Source organism: Asanoa hainanensis (genome assembly GCF_900188485.1).
Classification (GTDB): domain Bacteria; phylum Actinomycetota; class Actinomycetes; order Mycobacteriales; family Micromonosporaceae; genus Asanoa; species Asanoa hainanensis.
In genome coordinates, this window is the sequence record NZ_FZPH01000017.1 from 72,440 (window position 1) to 96,419 (window position 23,980).

24 protein-coding genes are annotated in these 23,980 nt (G+C 72.2%); 11 read left to right on the forward strand and 13 right to left on the reverse strand.

Going from position 1 to position 23,980, the window contains the following annotated elements:
• Positions 1 to 2: 2 nt before the first annotated feature.
• Entirely contained in the window at positions 3 to 953 is a 951-nt protein-coding gene (locus CHC05_RS32425; RefSeq protein WP_089254447.1) for a patatin-like phospholipase family protein, read from the forward strand.
• A gap of 39 nt (positions 954 to 992) precedes the next feature.
• On the forward strand, positions 993 to 2,006 hold the full coding sequence (locus CHC05_RS32430) for an alcohol dehydrogenase catalytic domain-containing protein (protein ID WP_089254448.1): 1,014 nt from the start codon (positions 993 to 995) through the stop codon (positions 2,004 to 2,006).
• Here CHC05_RS32430 and CHC05_RS32435 read toward each other — a convergent pair.
• Genes CHC05_RS32435 through CHC05_RS32450 form a run of 4 tightly spaced genes read right to left on the reverse strand, consistent with a single transcriptional unit; the run spans position 1,970 to position 7,409 of the window.
• Positions 1,970 to 3,910 (reverse strand): beta-galactosidase, encoded by a 1,941-nt coding sequence (locus CHC05_RS32435; RefSeq protein WP_089254449.1) that lies wholly within the window; start codon positions 3,908 to 3,910, stop codon positions 1,970 to 1,972. The two genes, CHC05_RS32430 and CHC05_RS32435, sit on opposite strands and share 37 nt — an antisense overlap.
• Before the next feature lie 6 nt (positions 3,911 to 3,916).
• Positions 3,917 to 4,798 carry a carbohydrate ABC transporter permease gene (locus tag CHC05_RS32440; protein ID WP_089254450.1) on the reverse strand — a complete coding sequence of 294 codons (882 nt, stop codon included), beginning with the start codon at positions 4,796 to 4,798 and terminating at the stop codon, positions 3,917 to 3,919.
• A complete protein-coding gene (locus tag CHC05_RS32445; protein ID WP_245871327.1) occupies positions 4,795 to 5,754 on the reverse strand; it encodes an ABC transporter permease in 960 nt (319 codons plus the stop codon). Before CHC05_RS32445 ends, CHC05_RS32440 begins: the two co-directional genes overlap by 4 nt.
• Complete coding sequence (locus CHC05_RS32450; RefSeq protein ID WP_089254452.1) at positions 5,751 to 7,409, reverse strand: extracellular solute-binding protein; 1,659 nt, start codon at positions 7,407 to 7,409, stop codon at positions 5,751 to 5,753. Before CHC05_RS32450 ends, CHC05_RS32445 begins: the two co-directional genes overlap by 4 nt.
• A gap of 113 nt (positions 7,410 to 7,522) precedes the next feature.
• On the opposite strand from CHC05_RS32450, the gene CHC05_RS32455 reads away from it, so the two are divergent.
• The 3 genes from CHC05_RS32455 to CHC05_RS32465 all read left to right on the forward strand — a co-directional run bounded on the left by CHC05_RS32455 (position 7,523) and on the right by CHC05_RS32465 (position 12,636).
• The gene (locus CHC05_RS32455; RefSeq protein WP_245871328.1) at positions 7,523 to 8,626 is read left to right on the forward strand and encodes an ROK family transcriptional regulator; all 1,104 of its coding nucleotides are present in this window, start codon (positions 7,523 to 7,525) and stop codon (positions 8,624 to 8,626) included.
• 147 nt (positions 8,627 to 8,773) lie between these two features.
• Positions 8,774 to 11,617, forward strand: coding sequence for a glycoside hydrolase family 3 protein (locus tag CHC05_RS32460; RefSeq protein WP_089254453.1), 2,844 nt, complete (start codon positions 8,774 to 8,776; stop codon positions 11,615 to 11,617).
• A complete protein-coding gene (locus CHC05_RS32465) occupies positions 11,614 to 12,636 on the forward strand; it encodes a LacI family DNA-binding transcriptional regulator (RefSeq protein ID WP_089254454.1) in 1,023 nt (340 codons plus the stop codon). The genes CHC05_RS32460 and CHC05_RS32465 overlap by 4 nt, the downstream gene beginning before the upstream one ends.
• Here the strand turns inward: CHC05_RS32465 and CHC05_RS32470 are convergent.
• The 3 genes from CHC05_RS32470 to CHC05_RS32475 all read right to left on the reverse strand — a co-directional run bounded on the left by CHC05_RS32470 (position 12,633) and on the right by CHC05_RS32475 (position 16,247).
• Positions 12,633 to 13,382 (reverse strand): EAL domain-containing protein, encoded by a 750-nt coding sequence (locus tag CHC05_RS32470; protein WP_089254455.1) that lies wholly within the window; start codon positions 13,380 to 13,382, stop codon positions 12,633 to 12,635. The genes CHC05_RS32465 and CHC05_RS32470 overlap by 4 nt on opposite strands.
• Before the next feature lie 122 nt (positions 13,383 to 13,504).
• A complete protein-coding gene (locus CHC05_RS43310) occupies positions 13,505 to 14,326 on the reverse strand; it encodes a LuxR C-terminal-related transcriptional regulator (RefSeq protein ID WP_342745703.1) in 822 nt (273 codons plus the stop codon).
• The gene (locus tag CHC05_RS32475; RefSeq protein WP_245871329.1) at positions 14,244 to 16,247 is read right to left on the reverse strand and encodes an AAA family ATPase; all 2,004 of its coding nucleotides are present in this window, start codon (positions 16,245 to 16,247) and stop codon (positions 14,244 to 14,246) included. Before CHC05_RS32475 ends, CHC05_RS43310 begins: the two co-directional genes overlap by 83 nt.
• Positions 16,248 to 16,357: 110 nt before the next feature.
• Here CHC05_RS32475 and CHC05_RS32480 point away from each other — a divergent pair, with 110 nt between their 5' ends.
• The gene (locus tag CHC05_RS32480) at positions 16,358 to 17,053 is read left to right on the forward strand and encodes an alpha/beta hydrolase (protein ID WP_089254456.1); all 696 of its coding nucleotides are present in this window, start codon (positions 16,358 to 16,360) and stop codon (positions 17,051 to 17,053) included.
• On the opposite strand, the gene CHC05_RS32485 is transcribed toward CHC05_RS32480, so the two are convergent.
• Together CHC05_RS32485 and CHC05_RS32490 are read right to left on the reverse strand one after the other, a co-directional pair.
• A complete protein-coding gene (locus CHC05_RS32485) occupies positions 16,994 to 17,263 on the reverse strand; it encodes a hypothetical protein (RefSeq protein WP_179266474.1) in 270 nt (89 codons plus the stop codon). The two genes, CHC05_RS32480 and CHC05_RS32485, sit on opposite strands and share 60 nt — an antisense overlap.
• Positions 17,264 to 17,266: 3 nt before the next feature.
• Positions 17,267 to 17,653, reverse strand: coding sequence for a RidA family protein (locus CHC05_RS32490; RefSeq protein WP_089254457.1), 387 nt, complete (start codon positions 17,651 to 17,653; stop codon positions 17,267 to 17,269).
• Positions 17,654 to 17,674: 21 nt separating this feature from the next.
• Here CHC05_RS32490 and CHC05_RS32495 point away from each other — a divergent pair, with 21 nt between their 5' ends.
• Positions 17,675 to 18,268 carry a CGNR zinc finger domain-containing protein gene (locus CHC05_RS32495; RefSeq protein ID WP_089254458.1) on the forward strand — a complete coding sequence of 198 codons (594 nt, stop codon included), beginning with the start codon at positions 17,675 to 17,677 and terminating at the stop codon, positions 18,266 to 18,268.
• Here CHC05_RS32495 and CHC05_RS32500 read toward each other — a convergent pair.
• A complete protein-coding gene (locus CHC05_RS32500) occupies positions 18,265 to 18,606 on the reverse strand; it encodes a VOC family protein (RefSeq protein ID WP_089254459.1) in 342 nt (113 codons plus the stop codon). The genes CHC05_RS32495 and CHC05_RS32500 overlap by 4 nt on opposite strands.
• 26 nt (positions 18,607 to 18,632) lie before the next feature.
• Between CHC05_RS32500 and CHC05_RS32505 the strand changes: the two genes are divergently transcribed.
• Entirely contained in the window at positions 18,633 to 19,250 is a 618-nt protein-coding gene (locus tag CHC05_RS32505) for a class I SAM-dependent methyltransferase (protein WP_089254460.1), read from the forward strand.
• Positions 19,251 to 19,355: 105 nt separating this feature from the next.
• Positions 19,356 to 20,330, forward strand: coding sequence for a polysaccharide deacetylase family protein (locus CHC05_RS32510; RefSeq protein ID WP_089254461.1), 975 nt, complete (start codon positions 19,356 to 19,358; stop codon positions 20,328 to 20,330).
• A gap of 32 nt (positions 20,331 to 20,362) precedes the next feature.
• Here the strand turns inward: CHC05_RS32510 and CHC05_RS32515 are convergent, their stop codons facing one another.
• Both CHC05_RS32515 and CHC05_RS32520 read right to left on the reverse strand, forming a co-directional pair.
• Positions 20,363 to 20,887 (reverse strand): hypothetical protein, encoded by a 525-nt coding sequence (locus tag CHC05_RS32515; RefSeq protein WP_144022879.1) that lies wholly within the window; start codon positions 20,885 to 20,887, stop codon positions 20,363 to 20,365.
• 5 nt (positions 20,888 to 20,892) lie between these two features.
• Positions 20,893 to 21,873, reverse strand: coding sequence for a hypothetical protein (locus CHC05_RS32520; RefSeq protein ID WP_144022880.1), 981 nt, complete (start codon positions 21,871 to 21,873; stop codon positions 20,893 to 20,895).
• Positions 21,874 to 21,957: 84 nt separating this feature from the next.
• On the opposite strand from CHC05_RS32520, the gene CHC05_RS32525 reads away from it, so the two are divergent.
• Positions 21,958 to 22,680: a helix-turn-helix transcriptional regulator gene (locus CHC05_RS32525; RefSeq protein WP_425426880.1), complete on the forward strand. Its 723-nt coding sequence runs from the start codon at positions 21,958 to 21,960 to the stop codon at positions 22,678 to 22,680.
• Positions 22,681 to 22,689: 9 nt separating this feature from the next.
• Entirely contained in the window at positions 22,690 to 23,601 is a 912-nt protein-coding gene (locus tag CHC05_RS32530) for a serine hydrolase domain-containing protein (protein ID WP_089254464.1), read from the forward strand.
• Here CHC05_RS32530 and CHC05_RS32535 read toward each other — a convergent pair.
• The gene (locus tag CHC05_RS32535) at positions 23,594 to 23,959 is read right to left on the reverse strand and encodes a DUF4267 domain-containing protein (protein WP_089254465.1); all 366 of its coding nucleotides are present in this window, start codon (positions 23,957 to 23,959) and stop codon (positions 23,594 to 23,596) included. The two genes, CHC05_RS32530 and CHC05_RS32535, sit on opposite strands and share 8 nt — an antisense overlap.
• Positions 23,960 to 23,980: the final 21 nt, after the last annotated feature.

Here is a 23,980-nt window from a genome sequence, read left to right on the forward strand (position 1 = left end):
ACATGGATAGCACTACTGAGCAAAGCCCGGTAGCGATACTTCAGTTGCTGCGCGACCGCCTGCGGCAAGGGCATCGGGACGACGGCGCCCGGCTCGTGCTGCTCATCGAAGGCGGCAGCTCCCGCGGCGCGTACTCCAGCGGCATGGCGATCGCCGTCGAACAGCTCGGGCTCCTGCCGATGTTCGACGCCGTGTACGGAAGCTCGGCGGGCGCACTGAACGGGGCCTGGCTGCTGTGCGGCCGCGCCGAGCGCACGATGCACGCCTGGTGGGATCCGCTGATCATGCGAGCGACCATCGACCCGAGCCGCCTCCTTCGTGGGCGGCCCGTGGTGGACACGCGTTTCCTTGTCCACACCGTGTACACCGAGATCATGCCGATGGGCTTCCAGGAAATCCTCGACAGCCCTGTGACCTTTCACCCGATCGCCACGGACGCGCACTCGGGTGCGGCCGTCGACCTGCACGACCAGATCCACGACCAGCCGAGCCTGCAGACCGCGCTGCGCGCCTCGACCGCGATGCCGCTGCTCGCCGGCGAACCGGTCGAGCTCGGCGGCCGGTCGTACGTCGACGCCGGGGTCAGTGAGGCCGTCCCCGTGCGAACGGCACTCGCGCAACGGGCCACACACGTCCTCGCGCTGCGCACCAAGCGCACGGACGAGCTCGTGTCGGCCCCGTCCCGCGGTGAACGCCTGATGCTGTCGCGCTGGTTCGCCCGGCGGGCCCCCGGAGCGGCCGAGGCGTGGTTGGGTCGGGTCGCCAGCCGCGCCGAGGAGGAGCGCCTCCTCGCCACCCACCCGGCGGCGCTCCAGATCCGCCCACCGCTCGGCAGCGCCCGGATCGGTCGCACCGAACGCCGCCCACACCTCCTGCGAGCGGCCGTCGAGACCGGGCGGCAGGCGGCCTTGAAGGAGCTCGCGGGGCTGGTCGGCGAGGTTCCGCCGCGCTGAGGCCGAACTCACCGCATGATGGAGGTCGGGGGGTCACTCATGCTCGTCGCCGTTGCCGCGCGCGCCAACGAATCGCTCGCGTTCGTCGAGCGTGAGGTGCCCGAACCGGGCCTGGGCGAGGTCCTGGTCAAGATCACCGCGTGTGGGGTCTGCTATACGGACCTCGACGTGCTGCGCGGCCACTGGCCCAACGCCCGCTTCCCGCTGGTGCCGGGCCACGAGATCACCGGCGTCGTGGCCGCCACCGGCCCGGGCGTGACGTGGCCCGAGGTCGGTGCGTCCGTCGGCGCCCAGATCCTCGGCGACTCGTGCCGGCACTGCGACTACTGCGTGCGCGGCGACCAGATCCTCTGCCCCTGGAAGCGGTTCACGGGCATCGACTTCGACGGCGGGTACGCCGAGTACGCGGTCCTGAAGGCCGACTTCGTGTCGCCGCTGCCGGACGCGCTCGACCCGGTGGCGGCGGCACCGCTGATGTGCGCCGGGCTGACCGCCTTCAACGGCCTCCGGCAGGCCGGCACCACACCGACGTCGCGGGTCGCGGTGATCGGGGCCAGCGGCACGCTCGGCCAGCTGGCGGTCCGCTACGCCGTCGCCATGGGAGCCCGGGTGGCCGCCGTCGGCCGGTCGGCCCGGGGAGCGGACGCGGCCCGCGAGCTGGGCGCCGAGCGCTTCGTCGCCACCCAGGACACGGACCCGGCCCAAGCGCTCAAGGCCTGGGACGGCGGCGCCACCGTCATCCTCAACGCCGCGCCCTCGACGCCGGCGGCCGCGGCCGCGTTCACCGGCCTCGCCCCCGACGGCACCCTCGTCCTGTGTGGCTACGGGCCGGATCCGCCGACCCTGCCCATCGACGCGCTGGTGCTCAACCGGCTGCACGCGATGGGCAACCCGTCCGGCTCCCCGCACGACGCCCGGGACACCCTGGCTTTCTCGGCGGCGCACGGCATCCTCCCCGACTTCACCCCGATCGGCCTGCGCGACGCCAACCGGGCGCTCGAAGCGATGGCCCAGGGTCAGTCGGGTCGCCGTTCGATCATCACGTTCGACTGAACCGCGCGTACGACCATCGCCGCACCGGGCGGCAGCACGCTGGACGGGGTGACGGGGTCGCCAGTGAGCAGGTCGACGCCTTCGGCGCCCAGCTCGTACGGCGTCTCCCCGTGGTTGATCGCGAACAGCCAGCTCCGGTCGCCCGCGACGCGCCGGACGAGCTCCACCCCGGCCGGTGGGCGCGGCCGGACGGGCTCGGCACCGGCCTCTGCCGCGATCGCGCCGAGCAGGTCGGTGTACGCGTCGTCGGCCAACCGGGTGGAGACGTACCAGGCGGAGCCGGCCCCGACGCCGTGCCGGGTGACCGCCGGGCGGCCGTCGTCGTAGCAGGCGGTGGCGACCGCGCCGGCCAGGTGGACGGTCTCGCTCCACCCGGCGGATTCGAGGGGGTGGAACTCCTCGACCCGCACCCCCAGCAGCTCCCGGAGCGCCCCGGGGTATCCGCCGAGCCGCACGCGCGCCTGCCCGTCGGCGACACCCGACAGGTAGGTCGCGACGAGCCGACCTCCGCCACCGACCCAGGCGGTCAAGGCGGCGGCCTGTGCGTCCGTGAGCAGGTACCAGCACGGCAGCACGACGACGGCATAACGGGACAGGTCGTCGAGGGAGCCGATCACGTCGCAGGTGAAGCCCGCCCGCGACAGGGCACGGTGCGCGTGCCGGGCCTCGGCCCGGTGGTCCACGGTGGACGACGGCAGCACGGTCGCGGTCAGCGCCCACGCGGACGGCTCGTGAAAGCCGACGGCGACTCGCGCCTCGACCGGCGCGCCGTCCACCTCCGCGGTCCGGGCCAACGCCGGCCCGAGCGCGAGGGCCTCGCGGAAGACCCGGCTGTCGGTGCCGGCGTGCGGCACCAGCGCCGAGTGGAACAGCTCGGCGCCACCCCGCGAGGCGCGCCACTGGAAGAACATCGCGCCGCGCGAGCCCCGCGCCACCGCCGCGAGCGCTTGACGGGCCATCCGACCGGGCTCCTTGGTGTGCATCCGGCCAGGCGTGTAGATGAGATTGGGCGCGCTCTCCATCAACAGCCAGCCCGCGTCACCGGACCAACCGCGGGCGAGATCAGCGAGGAACGCGGCCTCCTCCTCGGCGGCCGGCCCGGACGACGACGGGTAGTGGTCGACGGCGACCAGGTCGACCTCCGACGCCCAACGGGCATGGTCCACCGGCACCCAGTCGCCGAGCACGAAGTTCGTGGTCACCGGGATGCCCGGAGCCGCCGCCCGGAGCACGTCGCGCTGCTCCCGATAGGCGTCCAGCAGCTCGTCGGAGGTGAACCGGCGGAAGTCGAGGACCTGCGCGGGATTGGCCAGGTACTGCGTCCTCCGCGGCGGCAGGACCTCCGACCAGTCGCCGTACCGCTGGCTCCAGAAGGCCGTCGTCCACGCCTCGTTCAGCGCCGCGAGGCTGCCGTAGCGCCGCTGCAGCCAAGAGCGGAAGGCCGAGGCGGTCAGGTCGCAGTAGCAGGTCGTGCCGTACTCGTTGTGCACCCGCCACATCGCCAGCGCGGGATGGCCGCCGTAGCGCGAACCCAGCGCGAGGGCGATCCGCCGGGCGGCGCCGCGATACGGGGGCGCGCTGACGCAGTAGGTGTCCCGGCTCCCCGGGCTGAGCCGCACCCCGTCCGGCCCGACCGGCAGCGTCGACGGAAAGCGCCGGCTGAACCAGGGCGGCGGCGCGGCGGTGGGGGTCGCCAACGCGACCCGGATGCCGGCGTCAGAAAGTCCATCGAGGACAGTGTCGAGCCACGCGAAGTCGTACCGGCCGGAAATGGGCTCCAGCGCCGACCAGGCGAAGACGCCGACGGTGACCAGGTTGACCCCGGCGGCCCGCATGAGCGCGACGTCCTCCCGCCACACGGCCGACATCCACTGCTCGGGGTTGTAGTCGCCGCCGTAGAACACGAGCCGTCAGCCCTTGACGGCGCCGAGGATCACGCCGCGGGTGAAGTGCCGTTGCACGAAGGGATAGACGGCCGCGATCGGGGCGACCGTCACGACGACCACCGCCATCTTGATGGCCAGCGTCGGTGGCAGCGCCGTGCCGACCGCGGTGCCGGACGTCTGCGGTGTCTGCCCCGCCAGGATGAACGTCTGGAGCACGCGCTGAATCGGGAACTTCTCGTTGTCGTCGATGTAGAGCAGCGCCGAGAACCAGACGTTCCAGTAGCCGACGGCGTAGAAGAGCCCGACCACCGCGACGACCGCCTTCGACAGCGGCAGCACGATCCGCCACAGGATCCGGAACTCCCCCGCGCCGTCTACCCGCGCGCTGTCGAGCAACTCGCTGGGCAACCCTTGGAAGAACGCCCGTACGACGACGAAGTTGAAGACGTTGATCGCGCTCGGCAGGATCAGCGCCCAGAGGCTGTCCTTGAGGCCGACGCCGGTCACCACGAGGTAGCTCGGCACGAGCCCCGGATAGACCAGGAAGGTCAGCAGGAAGAAGAAGAGCAGCCCGCGATGACCGACCGAGCCGGGGCGGGACAGCCCGTACGCGGCCGGGATCGTCACCAGCAGGCTCACCAGTGTGCCGACCACGGTCACCAGCGTGCTGATCCACAGCGCCTGGCTGATCTGGCCACCGGAGAAGATGATCCGGTATGCGGAGACGTCGATACCGCGCGGCACGACCACCAGGCCGCCGGCGGCGTTGATGGTCGCCCGCGACGACAGGCTGGTGACCAGCGCGACCCACAGCGGCACCACCACGACCAGCACGACGGCGGTCAGCACGGTCCCCTTGGCCACCTGGCCGGCGACGCCGGGCTTCTCCTCCCAGACAGGTCTCATGAGCGCGCGTAGACCCCTCGTTCGCCGAACAGGTGGGCGACCTTGTTGGCGAGCAGGATCAGCACCAGCCCGACGGCCGCCTTGAAGAGCCCCGCCGCCGCGCCGAACCCGTAGTCGCCCGTGGTGATGGCGTGGTAGTAGACGAACGTGTCGAGCACCTCGGCGGCCTGGCGGCCCACCGCCTCGCGTTGCAGCAGGAACTGCTCGAAGCCGACCGACAGCGCGTCGCCGAGCCGCAGGATCAGCAGCAGGACGATGACCGGGCGCAGCCCGGGCAGGGTGACGTGCCAGAGCCGCCGCCACCGCCCGGCCCCGTCGGCCGCGGCGGCCTCGTAGAGGTGCCGGTCGATAGTGGACAGTGCGGCCAGGAAGACGATCGTGCCCCAGCCGACGTCCTTCCAGACCACCTCGGCGGTGACCAGCAGCAGGAAGGTGTCGGGGTTGGTCATGATCTCCGGCGGGTTCACGCCGGCCTGGCGCAGTTCCTGGGCGAGCAGGCCGGCCCCGCCCAGCATCTGCACGAAGAACGTGACGACCAGCACCCAGCTGAAGAAGTGTGGCAGGTAGACGATCGTCTGGACGACCGTGCGCACCCGCCGGGACAGGACGCTGTCGAGCAGCAGCGCCAACGCGATCGGCAACGGGAAGAAGAACACGAGCTGGAACGCGGTGATGGACAGCGTGTTCCAGAGCGCGTCCCAGAAGGCGGGCGTCGCGAACAGGGCACGGAAGTTGTCCAGGCCGATGAAGGGACTGTTGACCAGGGCCTGCAGGGCGCTGTCGCCGAGGTACGGGTTGTAGTCCTGGAACGCGACGATGTTGCCGAGGGTCGGCACGTAGTGGAAGACGAGCAGCAGCAACGCGCCGGGCAGGACCATGACCAGCAGCGGCCAGTCCCGCCGCAACCGGGCCCGCAACGGGGCGCGCCGCCGCCGCTCGACAGCGACGCGGGTCATTTCCCGTTGTCGGCCAACGCTTTGCCGAGCATCTCGCGGGCCTCGTCGCCGCCGTTCGACCGCCATTCCTTGATGACCGCGTCGAGGTCGGCCAACGGCCGGCGGCCGCGCAGGATGTCGTTGATCTGGTCGTCCGAGGGCACCAGCCCCGCCTTGTACTTCGCCGGCATCTCGAACTTGAGACCGTCCCACGGGTCCTTCTCGAGGTTCGTGACCGAGGCATTCGCGTACGCCAGCATGTCGGGCACGTACTTCGGGGTCTGCGGGGTCGGCTGCACGACGGGGCTCCGGCCGCTGACGAAGAAGTACTGGTTCTGGATCTCCTTGAAGCCGAGGTCCGTCTTGACCGGCCCGTCGGGTCCGCGGGTGTGCTGCTTGCCCTCGACACCGAACTCGCGCAGGTTGTACTCGTTGGTGCCGAACGGCGCCGAACACCAGTTGACGAGACGCAGGAGCTCCTCGACCCGCTCCTTGCCGAGACCCTTCTTGACGAACGTGTACGAGATCGGCTCGTCGTCACCCCACGCGAGCGGGGTGCCACCACCGACGGCGAACAGCGGCACCGGTGCCACCTCGAAGCCGGGCGTCACGTTCTGCTGCTCGGCCTGCATCGGCTGCCACATGCCCATGCCGTCCTGCTTGAACAGGATCTTCCCGCTCTGCAGCAGCTGTTTGGCGTCGGCACCCCGGCTCGCGACGACGTCCGGGTGCACCAGCCCGTCGGCGTAGAGCTTGGCCATGAACTCGGCCGCCTGCTTGAACTCGGGCGTCTCGTACTTGAATTCGGGCGTCCCGTCGGAGCGCAGCCGCCAGCCGTCCTTGCTGCCGGGCGCCTTGTGGAACATCTGCACCATCGCGAAGATGTTGTCGAACGCCCAGACGCCCTTGCGCTCGTCGGTGACGGCCTTGCCGGTCGCGTAGAGCTCCTCGATCGAGGTCGGCGCGGGCTGCTTGAGCAGGTCCTTGCGATAGAACAGGACGAACGGGAACGGGTTGTCGGTCGGGTTGGGCACCGCCATCAGCCGACCGTTCCAGCACGCGTTGCGCCAGGCGCCGGTCGGCAGGGTGGCGAGCATCGGATAGCCCTTGACCGCGGCGCCCGACAGGAACGGGGTCAGGTCCTCGAACAGCGCCTGCACCGCGTCCGAGAAGCGGGCCAGCTTCGCGACCTCCCAACCCGGCACGCAGAGCAGGTCCGGCACGTCCCGAGCGCCGAGGACCGCGCCGAGCTTCTCCGCGTACGTGTTGCCGTCCTGGACGCTGAACTCGATCGGCGTGCCGAGCTTCGCGTTGATCGCGGTCAGGTAGCTGTTGTTCGCGCCGCTGGGTGGTGCCGGACCCCAGGCCGGCGTCATCGCGGTGACGGGTTTGCCGCCGGCGCCGGGCTGTTGCGAGATCGCGTCGACCAGCGAGCTCGGGAACCGGGTGTAGCCGTCGGCGACCGGGCGGGTGCTGATGACGTCGGGTTGGGGAATGCCGGCCGGCAGCGCGCCCTGCTCGGGCAGGACGCCGGCGAGGGCGTCGAGCTTCTGGGTCACGCCGCCTTCGACGGCCTTGTCGCCACAGCCGGCCAGGAGGCCCGCGGTGGCGCTTATCCCGACGAGGCTCAGGAAGCCCCGCCGGCTGGTGGTGGCGGCGCCCGTGTCGACCTTCACGGCGCGCTCCTCTCCGGATTTAGTTTGGCTTGTAGCCAAACAAAATAGACGACGGTCAGAACCGCCACAAGAGACGATGACGGTACGGCCGTCGGGTGCGGCATAGTGGCACGGTGACCGCCACCCGGCCCGCCGACCTGATGGACGTGCGGGCGACCAACCTGGCCCTCGTGCTCCGGCACGTCCGCCTGCACGCCCCCTGCTCCCGTGCCGACATCGCCACCGCGACGGGCCTCAACAAGGCGACCGTGTCCAGCCTGGTCACCGACCTGATCGAGCGCCGGCTGCTCCGCGAGTCCGGCCTGGTCGGCAGCCGGATCGGCCGCCCCGCGACGATGTTGACGCTGGAGGGCCGGCCGTACGCGGCGATCGGCATCGAGGTCGGGGCCGACCACCTCAACGCGGTCGCGGTCGACTTCACCGGCAGCCGCCTGCTGACCTGGCGCCGGGCGGCGCCCGGGCCGGACGCGCCGCCCGGCCGCACCGTGGCCGCGGTCGCGGCGCTGGCCGCCCGCGTGGTCGGCAAGGTCACCGGTCAGGGCCGCACCGTGCTCGGCCTCACCCTCGGCGCGCCCGACGGCCTCGTGGACGGCCTGGCCGCACAGCTCGAACGCAGCCTGCACGAGCCGGCGTTCGAGGTCGTCGTCGAGCCCGCGGCCACTCTGGCCGCGCTCGCCGACCTACGCGCCCGCGTGGGCTGCACCGACCTGGTGCACCTGCACGGCGGGATCGGCGTCACCGCCGGGATGATCGCCGACGGCCGGCCGCTGCGGGGCGCGCGCGGGCTCGCCGGCGCCGTCGGCCATCTCATCGTGGACCCGGGCGGCGCCGAGTGTGCCTGCGGCCGGCGGGGCTGCCTCGACCTCGACCTGGGGTTGCCGGGCCTGGTCCGGCGCGCGCTCGGCGAGGTCGACGTGCCCGACTGGGGTGCGGCCGTCGAGCGGATCGTCGCCCTGGCGCAGGCCGGTGACGCGACCGCTGTCGGAGCGTTGACCACGGCCGGTGCCCGGCTCGGCGTCGCCGTGCGGATGCTGACGGACGTGCTCGACCCCTCGATCGTCCTGCTCGGCGGCGTCCTCGCCCCGCTCGCGCCATGGCTCGTGCCGGCCGCGGCCCACCCTCTCGTGGAGCCGTCCACCGTGGAGCCGAACGCGGTCGCCCTGGGCGGCGCCGCCCTCGCCTTCGCCCGGCTCGAAGCGGGCGCGCTCCCCTCTTGACTCCGGGTGGCCGCGCTGTCAGCCTCGGTGTGACTCCGTCGAGACATTCACGTGTCCGGGCCGACGGAGTTCTTTAAGCACCACTGTCGAAGCGCTTCGACCACCCGCGATGACGCCTGCCCGCAGGCCCTCGGGAGGAAAGCACTTATGGATGACATATTTCGCGACCCGGACGCGTCGGCGGCCGCGCGGCTGGCCGACCTCGTCGGCCGGCTCACCACGGCCGAGAAGGTGGCGTTGCTGCACCAGCACCAGGCGGCGATCCCCCGGCTGGACATCGCCGCGTTCCGGACCGGCACGGAGGCCCTGCACGGGGTGGCCTGGCTCGGCACCGCGACGGTGTTCCCGCAGGCCGTCGGGTTGGGAGCGACCTGGGACCCGGACCTCGTGCGCCGCGTCGGTGCGGCGGTCGGCGACGAGGTGCGCGGCATGCACCGCAAGGACCCCGGCATCGGGCTCAACGTCTGGGCGCCGGTGGTCAACCCGCTGCGCGACCCGCGCTGGGGGCGCAACGAAGAGGGCTATTCCGAGGACTCCTGGCTGACCGGGGTGCTCGGCACCGCGTACGCCGCGGGCCTGCGCGGTGATCACCCCACGTACCTGCGTACCGTCGCGACCCTCAAGCACTTCCTCGGCTACAACAACGAGACCGACCGGCACCTGACCTCGAGCGACCTGCCACCTCGGGTGCTGCACGAGTACGAGCTTCCCGCGTTCCGGGCTCCGATCGAGGCGGGTGCCGCCGGGGCGGTGATGGCCTCGTACAACCTGGTCAACGGTCGTCCCGCGCATGTCAGCCCGCTGCTGGGGACGCTGCGCTCGTGGACCGGCGACGACCTGCTCGTCGTCGGCGACGCCGGGGCGGCCAGCAACCTCGCCGGCGAGCAGGGCACCCACCCGGACCATGTCGCCGGCTTCGCCGCCGCGCTGCGGGCCGGCGTCGACTGCTTCACCGAGGACGGCGCCGATCCCGTGCCGACGATCCGCCGGCTCACCGAGGCGCTGGAGCGCGGCCTGTTGTCGCCGGCCGACCTAGACCTGGCGGTCACCCGCGTCCTGGGCGTCCGGCTTCGGCTCGGCGAGTTCGACCCGCCGGAGCGCAACCCGTACGCGGCCGTCACCACCGACGTGGTCAACTGTCCCGAACACCAGCGGCTGGCCCGGGAGGCCGCCCGGCGCGCGATCGTCCTGCTGCGCAACGACGGGGTGCTGCCGATCCGGGCCGGGCAGAGCGTCGCCGTCGTCGGCCCGCTCGGCGACACGGTGCTGCTCGACTGGTACAGCGGCTCGCTGCCGTACGCGGTCACCGCCGTCGCCGGGCTGGCCGACCGGCTCGGTCCGGTCGTTTACGCCGAAGGCGCCGACCGCGTCGCGCTGGTGACCGCGCACGGCGGCGTCCGCACCGACGGTGGGCCGCTGCGGGTCGCGGCCGAGGGCAAGCCGGCGCTGTTCGACGTGCTCGACTGGGGCAGCGACGCGATCACCCTGCGGGCGGTCAGCGACGGCCGCTACGTCCGGGCGGACGAGCACGGTGTGCTGGTCAACGACCGCCCGGGGCCGGGCGAGTGGGTGGTCCGCGAGACGTTCGAGGCGAGCAGCCGGCCGGAGGGCACCCTGCTGCGCTCGCTCGCGGCCGACCGCTGGGTGACCGTCGGCGCCGACGGGGTCCTGCGCGCCGACGCCGCGACCCCCGACCTGGCGACGCCGTTCCAGGTCGACCTAATCAGCGACGGCATCGAGGCGGCGGTGGCGGCCGTGCGCGGCGTCGACGTGGTCGTCGTGGCGCTCGGGAGCCATCCGATGGTCGGCGGCCGGGAGACCCAGGACCGCGCCGACCTGGCGCTGCCACCGGCGCAGGCGGCGCTGCTGCGGGCGGTCCAGGCCGTCCACCCGCGCACCGTGCTGCTGCTGGTCAGTGGGTATCCGTACGCGACGGACCCGGCGCCGGCGGTGCTCTGGTCGGCGCACGGCGGGCAGGAGTTCGGTGCGGCGCTGGCCGACGTGCTGCTGGGCGCGACCGCCGACGGGTCGCCGGTCGAGCCCGTCGGCCGGCTGCCGCAGACGTGGTACACCGATGCGAGCGAGCTGCCGGACCTGCTCGACTACGACATCGTCTCGGCCGACGCGACGTACCAGTATTTCCGTGGTGTGCCGCGCTATCCCTTCGGCCACGGCCTCGGCTACACGCGATTCGTCCACAGTGGTCTCCGGTGCGGTTCGGACACCGTCGACGCGGACGGGCAGGTTTCGGTCAGCGTCGACGTGCGCAACGTCGGTGACCGGCCCGGCGAAGAGGTGGTGCAGCTCTACACGCAGCAGCGCACCTCGCGGGTGAAGCAGCCGCTGCGCCGGCTGCGCGGGTTCCGGCGGGTACGGCTCGCGCCGGGCGCGTCCGAGACGGTGACGCTGACGCTGCGCGCCGCGGACCTCGCGATCTGGGACACCGGGCCGGTCGTCGAGGACGCCGAGCACACCGTCTGGGTCGGTCGCTCCTGTCTGGACGTCACGGCGGTCACCACCCTGCGGGTACGTGGTGAGGGGCGGGACCGGTCGCGCACGCCGTCGCGGGCCGTCGACCGGGACGCCGAGTCGGGGACCGTGCTCACCGCGGAGACGCCCGAGCGCGGCGACGCGGTCCTGGCGGTGCGGGACGGTGCGTGGCTGGCCTTCCACGACGTCGACCTGGCGTCGCCGGCCGGGCTGGTGGTCGTCCGCGCCGCCGCGCCGCCCGGGGGATCCCGGCTGACCATCCGCCTCGACGACCCGATCTCGGGGCCGGTGGCCGCCGACCTGGGCCTGCCGGCCTGCGTGAGTGCCGACCTCGACGTGCCGTCGGGCGGGACCCACGTGGGTGCCGACCTCGACTCGCCGTCGGGCTGGGCCGACGTGACCGGGGAGCTCGACCATCCCGGCGGGGTGCACGACCTCTACCTCGTCCTGGGCGCGGCCGGCACCCGGGTCGCCGAGCTCGGGTTGGGGTTCCGCGGGTGACGGCCAAACGACCCGACCTCGTGACGATCGCCGACGTGGCGCGCCATGCCGGCGTGGCCGTCAGCACCGTGTCCTATGTGCTGTCGGCCAAGCGGGCGATCTCGGCCGCCACCCGTGAACGGGTCCTGGCCAGCATCGCGACGCTGGGTTTCCAGCCCAACGCCGGTGCGCGGGCGCTGGCCAGCCGGCGGGCCAACGTGATCGCGCTGGTGCTGCCCCTGCGCAGCGGCATGCACCTGCCGATCCTCATGCAGCTGATGACCGCCGTGGTGACCGGCGCCCGCCGGCACGACCACGACGTGCTGATCATGACGGCCGACGAAGGCCCGGACGGCCTGCGCCGGGTCGCCGACAGCTCCATGGTGGACGGCGTGGTGGTGATGGACGTCGAGCTCGCCGACCCGCGCGTGCCGGTCCTGCGCGAACTGCGGCGGCCGAGCGTGCTGATCGGGTTCCCGGCCGACCCGACCGGGCTCACCTGTGTCGACCTCGACTTCCACCGCGCCGGCGCGCGCTGCGTCGAGGAGCTGGTCGCGCTCGGCCACCGCACGCTCGCCCTGCTGGGCGCGCCGGGCGTCGTCTACACCCGAGGGACCGGTTTCGCCCAGCGCACCCGGGCCGGCTTCCTGGCGGCGGTCGAGCAGGCGGGGGTGTCCGGTGTCGCGTGGCCGTGCGAGGAGGACCAGGCCGCGGTCGGCGCCACCCTGCGCGACCTGTTCCGGCGCCACCCGCAGACGACCGGCATCGTGGTGCACAACGAGGCCGCGGCGGACCACGTCATCCGGCTGCTGCCGTCGTTGCGCCGGCAGGTGCCCCGGGACGTCTCGGTCATCGCGATCTGCCCCGACGAGGTCGCCGAACGTACCCGGCCGGCCCTTTCCTCGGTGTCGATTCCGGCGGACGAGATCGGAAAGCAGGCGGTGTCCCTGCTGATGGCGAAGCTCGCGGGCCCTCCGCCGCCCGCCGCGACCCTGTTGACCCCGGTGCTGACGGTCCGATCGAGCACGGGCCGGCGCTAGAGCTCGGCCAGCGCGAGCGGGCCGGCCAGGTGAAAGCCCTGCGCGTAGGTCACCCCGACCCCGGCGAGGGCGGCCAGTTGCTTGGCGGTCTCGACGCCCTCGGCGGTGACGTGCAGGCCCAGGCGGTGGGCCAGCTCGGTGAGCAGGGTGACGATCGCGTGGTCGCGCGGGTTGTCCAGCATGCCGGCGACGAACTGCTTGTCGATCTTGATGCCGTGCAGCGCCACCTTGGACAGGTAGCGCAGGTCGGTCGCCCCGGCACCCATGTCGTCGAGGGCGACCCCGACGCCACGCTCGATCAGGGACCGCAGCCGCGGGCCGGCCTGGGTGAGGGTGTCCAGGTCGGCGCCCTCGGAGATCTCCAGCCGGAGCCGCCGAGCCGACAGCCCGGCCCGGCGCAGCGCGGTGCCGACGAGCTCGGTGAAGTCGGTCTTCAGCGTGGGTGCGGAGAGGTTGACGTTGACGTGCTCAGGCGCGGCGTCGCCGAGGGATGCGAGGTCGCGGCACGCGCGGTAGAGCACCCACCGGTCGAGCAGCGGCATATGGCCGTCCCGGTGCGCCGCGGGCAGGAACCGGTCCGGGTTGATCAGCCCGTGCTCCGGGTGCTCCCAGCGCACCAGCGCCTCCACCGCCACGACGGCCCGGTCCGCGATCCGCACGATGGGCTGGTAGCGCAGCCGCAACTCCTCGTTGGCGACGGCCTGGACGACGCTGCGATCACTGGTCGGAAGGATGGGGGTTGTCATGCACCCACGGTCGCGGCGCGCCAGGTGCGTCGGCCCTGTCGTCAACGCGGGCGCGGCGGCCGCACGTGGGCACGGGGATCGGACCGGGCCCGACCTGATGTCCGATTCCGGGGTACGGGGGGCTACGTGTACGCGGCGGTGGCGCCCGCGTCGAGCGGGGTGTCGCGTAGTTCCCGGCGCGAGCCGATGGCGAGCTTCGCGAAGACCTTCCGCAAATGCCACTCGACGGTTCGCGGGCTGATGAACAGCTCGGCGCCGATCTCCTGGTTGGTCTTGCCGTCCCGGGCGAGCGAGGCGATCAGCGACTCCTGCGGTGTCAGGTCCAGGGCGGTGTCGGGGGTACGTTTGCGGACCGTCTCGCCGGTCGCCAGCAGCTCGTTGCGGGCGCGTTCCGCGAACGCCGCCGCTCCCATGTGGACGAACAGGTCGTGGGCGCGCCGGAGCTGGTCGCGGGCGTCCACGCGGCGGTTCTCGCGGCGGAGCCACTCCCCGTACACCAGGTGGGCCCGGGCCAGGTGGGCGTTCATCCGGCATTCGGAGAGCTGTTCGACGGCGGTCCGGTAGAGCCGGTCGGCCTCCGGACCCTGGCTCAACAGCGCCCGGGCGCGGGCCTCGGTGCCCAGCGCCCAGGACGTGCCGCTCGCCTGGGTCCGCTCGGTGAGCTGCCGCAGGGCCTCGGCGCCGACGTCCCACTCCTCCAGCCGCGCCGCCGACTCGACGAGCTCGGCCAACGCCCACGACCTGGCCACGAGCTTGTCGCCGTTGCTGGCCCGCCGCGCGGCCGCGAGGGCGATCGCCCAGCGGCCGAGGCCGTTGTTCAGCACCGCCGACGAATATTCGGTCAGCACCAGCGCGCTGCCCTCACCGCGCGGGAACGCGTCCTGGACGCCCACCTCGGTCAGCTTCGCGGTCTCGGGCTGGTCGCCCCGCCAGGCCGCCGACATGGTCGGCGTGTACGGCGGCGGCACGACCCGGATGGCGGCATTGAGCGCGGCCGCCTCGTCGGTCAGCGCGGTCGCGGTGACGAAGTCGCCGGCCTGCAGGTGGAAGCTGGCGAGGTAGTCCAGGGCCATCGGAAGCAGGCTCAGCGTGCCGGCGTCGCGGGCGGCGCGCACGTGCCGGCCCAGCAGGTCGCGCCAGGCGGGCCCCTCCCACAGCTCCATCGCGACCAACGAACACGTCAGGCAGACCAACGTGCCCTTGGGATGCTCCCGGACCGCGTCCACGGCCTGCCGCAGCGTCGGCGCCGCCCACGGCATACCCTTCGGTGAACTGCACCGCCAGCCCGTCGAGCAGCAGGTCCACGGGATCCTGCGAGCCGGGGTCGGCGGGCACCGATCGGGCCGCATTGGCCACCTCGCGCATGCCGTGTTCGGGTTCGAGCCGACCCGCGCCCGCGAACATCGCCGCCAGCAACGCTTCCAGGAAGGTCTCGCGCGCCATCGGCACGTCGAGCGGGGTCAGCCGGCGCGCGGCTTCGAGCAGCAGCTCCGGTGCATCCGTCCCGCGGCTACGGGCGAACACCAACTCCGCGCGCAGCCGTTCCACCCGGGCCAACTCCAGGCCGTCCAGGTCGGCCATCTCCGCGATGCCGATCAGCTCGTCCGCCGCGTCCGGCACACCGGCGGCCAGCGCGGCCTGCGCCGCGGCGACCGCCCGCCGGCCACGCCGGCCCAGGTTCGGCGTCAGCTCGGTCGCCCGTTGCAGGAACGCGGCCGCGGCGGCGGCACCGCCGCGCGCCCGCGCCCGTTTGGCGGATCGTTCCAGCTCACCGGCCAGCGACTCGTCCGGTGCCGCGGCGGCGGCCGCGAGGTGCCAGGCGCGGCGGTCGGGGTCGGTCCGCTTGTCGGTCACCTCGGCCAGTGCGCGGTGCGCCTGGCGTAGCTGGGCCCGACCGGCCGCGCGGTGCACGGCCGAACGCACCAGCGGGTGGGCGAAGCTGACCCGGGTGCCCAGCGTGATCAGGCCGGCGCCTTCCGCGGCCACGGCGGCGTCTTCGCCGAGGCCGAGCCGGGCCGCCGCACTCCACAGCACGGTCGGGTCGCCGACGGGCTCGACGGCGGCCAGCAGCAGGAACTGCTGGGTCTGCACCGGCAGGGCGCGTACCCGACGGATGTAGGTCTGCTCGACCCGACCGGACCGGCTCTCCGCCGGCCGCTCGGGCTCCGTCGAGGTCAGCTCGGCCGGCAGCTCGAGCAGGGCCAGGGGGTTGCCCCGCGCCTCGGCGAGGATCCGCTCCCGCACCCGCTCGTCGCGCAGGGTCGGCACCGCCGACGCCAGCAACGCCCGCGCGGCGCGGTCGTCGAGGCCTTTCACCAACAGCTCCGGCAGCCCGAGCAGCTCGTCGTCGGCGCTGGGCTCGAGCTGGGCGAAGACCAGGGCGATCGGGTCGGCGACGAGCCGGCGGGCCACGAAGGCCAATGCCTGGGCCGAGGCGCGGTCCAGCCACTGCACGTCGTCGACGAGGCAGACGAGCGGCCGGCCGCGCGCCGCCTCCGAGAGCAGGGTCAGCACCGCCAGCCCGACCAGGAACCGATCGGGCGCCGTCCCCTCGACGAGCCCGAACGCGACCCGCAACGCGTCCCGCTGCGGTGCCGGGAGGCTGTCGGTCTGGTCGAGCATCGAGACACAGAACTGGTGCAGGCCGGCGTACGGCAGCTCCATCTCGGACTCCACGCCGGTGACCCGGATGAGCCGCGCGTCGGTCGCCTGGCCGGCCAGGTAGTCGAGGAGCGCGCTCTTGCCCTCGCCGGCCTCGCCGCGCAACACCAGCACCACGGGTTTGCCGGCCGACAGGTCAGCGACGACCTGGTCGAGCACCTCACACTCGGCCCGCCGACCATGGAGCCCACGTCCGGGATACATCAACGTCCACGCTAGTCCGGGCTGGCGTCCCTGGCTGGCCAGTGGCGGATGCGGGCCGCACACGCCACGGCGGAGGCTTTGTCCATTAGCCGACGTGGGGGTGAGAAGGGATGTCCGAGACTGATGTCCGGGTCGTGCTGGCGCACGGCGCCTGGGCCGACGGGTCGAGCTGGAACAAGGTGATCGCGGGCCTGCGGGCCGCGGGCGCGGCGGCGGTCGCGGCGCCGCTGCCGCTGACGTCCCTGGCCGACGACGTCGCCGCGCTCGACCGGGCGCTCGAGGTGGTGGACGGTCCGGTGGTGCTGGTGGGACACGCGTACGCGGGAGCGGTCATCTCGTCGGCGACGGAGGGCAACGTCGCGGCCCTGGTGTACGTGGCGGCGCTGGCGCCGGACGAGGGCGAGACCGTGGCGGACGTGTTCTACCGGTCGGAACCGCACCCGAAGGCGCCTCAGTTGGGTCCGGACCGCCACGGCCTGATCTGGCTGCCGTCCGACGCGTTCGCGTCGGCCTTCGCACAACAGGCGACGGAGGAGGAGCAGGCGTTGCTGGCCGCCACCCAACGACCGATCGCGGCGGCCGCCATCGGGGTCCAGGTGGGTCGTCCGTCCTGGAAGGACAAGCAGAGCTGGTACCTGGTCGCCGACGAGGACCGGATGATCCCACCGGAGACGCAGCGCTTCATGGCCGAGCGGATGGGCGCACACGTGCACACCGCACCCGTCGACCACGTGCCCATGCTCACGTCACCGGCGACGGTCGTCGACATCGTGCTGGAAGCTGTCCGCCAGGTCGAGCGCGGCTGAGGTCAGCGCCCGGCGCACCGCCCGGACCAGCTGGGCGTCCTCGACCCGGACCGAGTTGGCCTGGCCACCGGAGACCACCACGGTGAAGATCTGGGTGGTGTTGGTCCGCTCGCCGTCGACCTTGATGAGCATCGTGGAGCCGGTCGCCGCGACCGCGCGCAACAAGGGCTCCACCTGTTCCAACGCCGGCCGTACCCGGTCTAGATCCATGGCTCAGACGACCGCGACGGCGTCGATCTCGACCAGGACGCCCGGTGCCAGACCGGCGACGACGTGGACGGTGATCGCCGGGGGCGGGTCCGCCCGGTTCCAGACCTGCTGGAACGCGGCGACGCCCTCGTCGAACGACTCGCCGGCCACGGTGGCGATGCGCCAGTGCACGATGTTGGCGAGGCTGGCGCCCTCGCTCTCCAGGATCGTCGCGAGGTTGCGGAACGCCTGCAGGGACTGCTCCCCCACCGTGGGACCGACCACCTTGCCGTCGGCGTCGACACCGTTCTGCCCACCGATGTAGATCGTCTTGGTCGGCTGCTCGACCACGACAGCCTGGCTGAAAGCGGGGCTGCGGTGCATCCCGTCGGGGTTGATGTGTCGAATCATGACACCAGTTATAGTGGTGTCATGCGAGTGAGCGCAACCGGACGGCGACTGAACGACCCCAAGGGAGGGTCGTTCTGGTTCGACGCGGGAGCCGTCTGCCTGGACTTCGCCCACACGGGTGGCGAGGGCCCGTACGCGGTGTTCGAGTCCCTGCACGAACCGGCCGACCTCGCGGCCTGGCTGGCCACACCGCCGCTGTCGGTGGTCGTCACGGTCCCGGCGTCGGCCCGCGACCTGACTCTCGCCAAGACCCTGCGCCAGGCGATCTGGGTGACCGCCCACGCTCGGGCCGACGGCCAGCCCTTGCCTCCGGATGCGGTCACGACGATCAACCAGGCCGCGGCCGAGGCACCGCTGCAGCCAGCGCTGTCGGCCGACGGGGCAGCCGCGCTCTGGGCCCCGCCGGTGCGCACGACGCAGGCGTTGTCGAGCCTGGCACGGGAGATGATCGACCTGCTGTCGGGGCCGCTCGCCGACCGGATCCGCGAGTGCGCGAGCGACAACTGCCCACTGGTGTTCGTCGACTCGTCGCGCCCGAACGCCCGCCGCTGGTGCGCGATGGAACGCTGCGGCAACCGCCACAAACTCCGCGCGCTACGCGCCCGCCGAGCCTAGTCGGCTCGGGATGCGCCGCCGAAGCCGAATTCGTTGCCTTCCGGGTCTCGGTAGGTGACCTTGCGTACGCCGTTGTCGTAGGTTTCGTCGTTGGTCGGCGTGAGGCCGCGCGCGGCGATGTCGGCCACCCGGGCCGCGATGTCGTCGACGAAGACCGTCTGCAGCGCGTGGCCCGCGTGGTCGGGTCGCTGTTCGATGTAGACATAACGGTGCTCGGCCAGCTCCCACACCGCTTCGACGTCGTTCGGCTTGAACGACGGTGGGGCGCCCAGCAGCCGCTCGTACCAGGTCAGCGCCTCCGGGAAGTCCCGGACCGAAATCCCCGCGAACAGGTCCATGCCGCCATGCTAGCTACGCTCGCCGCATGATCAACGAGACCCGGGAGACGTACGACCTGATCGCGGCCGAGTACGTCCGGCGCAAGAGAGCGGTCGACGGGCGCCTCCAGAACGACCTCGACGCGCTGTGCGCGGCGATTCCGCCCAGCGGGGTGGTCGTCGACGCCGGCTGCGGACCTGGCCGGGAGCTGGAGTTGCTGCGCGACCGCGGCTTCGCGGCCGTGGGTGTCGATCTGTCGCTCGGCCAACTGCGCGCCGGAGGCCAACGAGGCGTTGCCCAGGCCGACATGCGCCACCTTCCGCTGCGGACCGGGTCCGCGGACGCGGTCTGGTGCCAGGCCGCCCTGCTGCACGTCCCCCATGCCGCGGTGCCGGGGGTGCTCGCGGAGTTCGCCCGGGTCGTGCGGCACGGCGGCGCGCTCTACCTGAACGTGGCCGAGGGCGACGGCGAGGGCTGGGAGGTGGCGAGCAACTACGGCTCGGAGCGCCGGCGCTGGTTCACCTACCACCGCGAGGCTGACCTGACCGCGCTGCTGGCCTCCGCCGGGTTCGGGGTCGGCCGCGTCGGGCGCAACCGGGCGCACCGGGACTGGCTGGCGGTGCACGCCTTCCGGATGTTTCCGAAACTTTCCGGAAGTCGTTGACCGTCCCGAAACACCGTGGCAATACTCCATCCATTCGGGTCGATGAAGGCGTCGACCGCACCACGACCGCGGGCCGAGCGGCAGTGACCGGAGGAGGACCTCGGTATGTTCGGTATCCGCACCGCCTCGTTGGCTGTGATCGCCACCGCGATAGCGATCGGGGGTGTCACCATCGCCGCGACACCGGCCGGCGCCGCGACGTGCAACGGCTACGTCGGGCTGACTTTCGACGACGGGCCCACGGGCAGCACCGGGACACTGCTGAACGTGCTGCGCGCCAACGGCGTACGCGCGACGATGTTCAACACCGGCCAGAACGCGCAGAACAACCGGTCGGCGGCGCAGGCGCAGGTCTCGGCCGGCATGTGGGTCGGCAACCACAGCTGGAACCACGCCCACATGACCACGATGAGCCAGAGCCAGATGCAGTCCGACCTGTCCCAGGCGAGCTCCGCGATCCAGTCGGCCACCGGCGTGCGACCGCAACTGTTCCGGCCCCCGTACGGCGAGACCAACGGCACCCTCCAGTCGGTGGCGTCGTCGCTCGGCATGCGGCAGATCATCTGGGACGTCGACTCGCAGGACTGGAACGGCGCCAGCGTCGCGCAGATCGTCTCCAACGCCAGCCGCCTGCAGGCCGGCCAGGTCATCCTGATGCACGACGGCATCCAGAACACCCGTGACGCGATCCCGCAGATCATGGCCAACCTGACGAGCCGCAACCTGTGCCCGGGCATGATCTCGGCGTCGACGGGCCGCGCGGTCGCACCCGACGGCGGCACCACCCCGCCGCCCGGCGGTGGCGGCTCGTGCAGCACGTCGCTGTCGTACCCGAACGTCTGGGGCGACCGCTACAACACCTCCGTCACGGTCAACGGCGCCAGCTCGTGGACGGTCGTCGTGGCCGTCAACTCCCCGCAGCGCATCACCACGACCTGGAACGGCACGGCGAGCATCGACGGCAGCGGCACGGTGCTGACGATGCGCTCCAACGGCAGCGGCAACACGTTCGGCTTCACCACGATGTTCAACGGCAACAGCGGCGGCCGGGCGCAGGTCCGCTCCTGCACCGCCGGCTAATGGGTTTCGCGTAGGCGGGTCGGCCGGCCCGCCTACGCGTCCACCAGGTCCGCGATCGCGGCGGCGATCTCTGCGGCGGCCAGGTCCTCTGAGTCGAATCGGACGTGCTGCGGGATCAGCGGTAACAGGTCCCGGAAACGGGCGTGTGCGGCGTGATGAAAAACCGGGTCGCGCGAAAGACCTCGGGTCGGGTCGGCCTCGGCGCGCGCGAACGTCACCGCCACCGGGGCGTCGATGACGAACCACGACACCAGCACCCCATCCCGAAGCGTACGGGTGAGCGCGTCCTGCTCCTCGGCCGAGTAGATCGGCCCGACCACCACGACGTAGTCGACGCTCGAGCGCATCCACTGCCCGACCAGTGCCCCGTGCGCCTCGTGCGCCGCGAACCACAGTCCGGCCGCGGCCGCACCGGGTGGGCCGACCATCGCGGCCACGTCGTCGACGTCGGCGACCACCACCGTGCGACCGCGCCCGGTCAGGTGCTCGGTGAGCAGGTCGGCGACGGTGTTCTTCCCTGCCGCGATCGGGCCGGTGAGGATGACAAGCTGGGGCACCGGTGCTATCCGGCCCATTTCGCGACGGCGCGGAAACCCTCGGCCTGACGCATCCAGAAGTAGCCGTACGCCGCGGTGTTTCCGAGGTACGGGCCGATCTGCTCGACCAGTGCCTTGGTCCCTGCCCGGTCATGCTGGGCGAGGAAGTTGGCCAGGGCCAGCCAGTGCCGCAGGGTGATCCCGCGACCGATCAGCCGCGGCTCCCCGGCCCCACGCCATTTGGCCGCGCACGCCTGGATCTCACCGATCACCTCGGGCCGGCGGAAGTAGTCGGCCTTCGCGCTCAACGACTCCGCGCGCGTGTCGAAGCCGTACTCGCGAAGCGCGTACTCGAAGTGGGCCAGCAGCGGCAGCATCGCCACCGACGAGCCGACGGGTGCGCTGGTCGCCGGCCCGCGGGCGGCCGCGAACATCTGCTCGTGCGACCCGTACCACTTCTGGCAGAAGAAGGTGACGGCCATGATGTGGGTGTCGAAGTTGTACGGATCGCGCTTGACCGCCTCGCCCATCGCCTCGTGGAACTCGTCGTGCTGCCGGTGGCCGTCGGCGAGCATCGAGGTCAGGCGCGTCACCCAGGGGTGCGGGTCGTCCGGGTTGAGCTCCATCGCACGCGCACTGGCCTGGGCCGCCAGGGTGGACAGCCGGTCGAACTCCCGAAACTGCTCCCGCGTCGTGTTGCGCGCGGACGCGTAGCCGCGGGCCTCACCAGCCTGGTCCATCAGCGCGTCCGCCCGCAGGACGGCGACGTTCGGGTCGTCCGGCAGGGTGGCTTCCCACTGGTCCAGCCATCGCGGCGAGTGACCGGCGGCGATGCCCAGCACCGCGATCCGGCGACCGCGCAGCTCCCAGTCCCGGCCGGTGGCCCCGAGCAGGTTCCCGGCCGCCACCCAGTCACCCGCCAGCGCCCGATCACGCGCGGCGCGCAGTTCCAGGTCGGCCTGGCTGTAGTCCGCGTCCACCCGGAGCCTGCGAAAGAGTCCGAACATGCGGGCGATCCTAGAGATCGACGGTGCCGCCTGTCCGCCCCTACGGCTCCCCCGTGGGTGGGAGGTGTTTCGGCCGGGGTGCTGATGGCCACCCCGCAGGCCAGGTACGACGCGGTGCAGTTGGCGGTCTGGATGGGAAACCTGGCGGTGACGGCAGCGGTAGCCCTGTCCCGTTACCGGCCGGGGTTGGCCGGCTGGCTGGTGGCCGTTCCCTGGTTGCTCGCACCAGTGCCGGGGACGATGACCTGGGGCTGGTGGCTCGCCGGCCTGGCCGTGCTGGGTGTCGCGGTCTTCGACGGTGCGCGCTGGCCGGCCGCATGGCTCGCGGCCCTGGTGACGGCCGTGACGGTGCTGTACTGCACGACCGGCGTGGACTGGAACGTGCCGTTCGTCGAACCGGTCAACCTGGAGTCCCACGACCCGAACCGGTGGCTCGACAGCACCAGGAAGCTGTACCTGGCGTTGTACCTGGGCGCGATAGCCGCAGTGGTGCTCACCGCGACGTTCCTGCGGTTCGTGCTCCGCCGCCGGCCGACCAAACCCGCCGCGGCCCCGACCGAGACCGCGATCACCGCCGTCGAGCCGTCCGGGCCGTGGGCGGACCGGGTCGCGGCGTTGACCCCGCGCGAGCTCGACGTCCTTCGTGCGGCCGCCAAGGGCATGTCCAACGCGGAGATCGCCACCGAGCTGCTCGTCGGCGAGGAGACGGTCAAGACCCACATGTCCGAGGTCCTCCGCAAGCTCCGCTGCCGCAACCGCGTGCAGGCGGTCATCGCGGCGTACGAGGCCGGTGTGGTGGCCCGTTAGCATCGGCGGATGCTGGAGATCGAGAATTTCTCGGGTGTCATCGTGGTCGCGCGGGACGGGCAACCGCCGGCGATCAGGACGACCGGGCCCTGGACGCCGGACACGCCGTTCCAGATCGCGTCGGTGAGCAAGAACTTCGCGGCCACGCTCGCGCTGATGCTCGTCGAGGACGGCCTGCTCGACCTGCACGAGCCGGTCACCCGCTGGCTCCCCGAGGCGCAGGAGGGCATCTCCCTCCACCATCTCCTCAGCAACACGTCCGGCATCGGTCACTGGCAGGACGTGCCCGGCATGGATCCGGAAACCCCGGCCACCCGGGACGAGCGGCTGGCGCTCGTCGTCCGCGCGCCGTTGCTGTCCGAGCCCGGCACGGAGTTCCGCTACTCGAGCCCGGCCTTCCTGCTCGCCAGCGTCGTCGCCGAGCGGGCCGCCGGGCGTCCGTACACCGAGCTGCTGTCCGAGAAGGTCATCGAGCCGCTCGGCCTCACCGCGACCGGCAGCGGCGTCGCCCCCGTCGGAGTGGCGCCGGGTCACCATGCCGGCACCCCCGTCGAGCCGTGGGACCTGCGGTCGATGATCGGCTCGGGTGACCTGTTCTCGACGGCCACGGACCTCGTCGCGTACGCGCACGCGCTGCACGACGGCAACCTGGTCTCGCCGGCCTCGCTGGCGCTGATGCGCACCCGCCACATCGCCTTCCCGGAGCCCGAGCGCACCCCCGACGGCCGGCATTCGATAGCGGGCTACGGCTACGGGCACTACGTCGGCACCTTCGACGGGCGGCCCGCCGTCCTGCACACCGGCGACAACCCCGGCTACAAGTCGCTGCTGGGCTGGTTCCCCGACGGCGTCGTCGTCGTCGCACTGTCCAATGACGACGCCGTCCAGTGGGAGGACGTGCTGCCGCACCTGCTCAGCTGACCGCGAACAGCAGCCCGGCGCTCACCAGGACCAGCACCGCGGTGGCGAAGTGGATGCCGAAGGCGACCGCCCTCGTGCCCCCGTTGCGCAGCACGATCAGGGTGTCGCCGAGCGGGTTCAGCGCCACGACGAGCATGAACCAGGCCGCCGCCAGCGGCCCCACGAAGGCGATCAGGGCCAACCCGAGGATGCCGTAGCTGAGGTCGCGCAGGCCCTTGATCGTCAGATAGGCGCCGGGCTTGGCGGGGACGCCGTAGCCGGTGGCAGCGGCTTCGGGCTGCAGCAGGAACCGGGCGCCGATCAGCACGACCAGCAGGTCGAGAACGATGGCCAGGCCGTACGCGATGGGGCTGAGCATGACTGACTCCAAATATCTAGC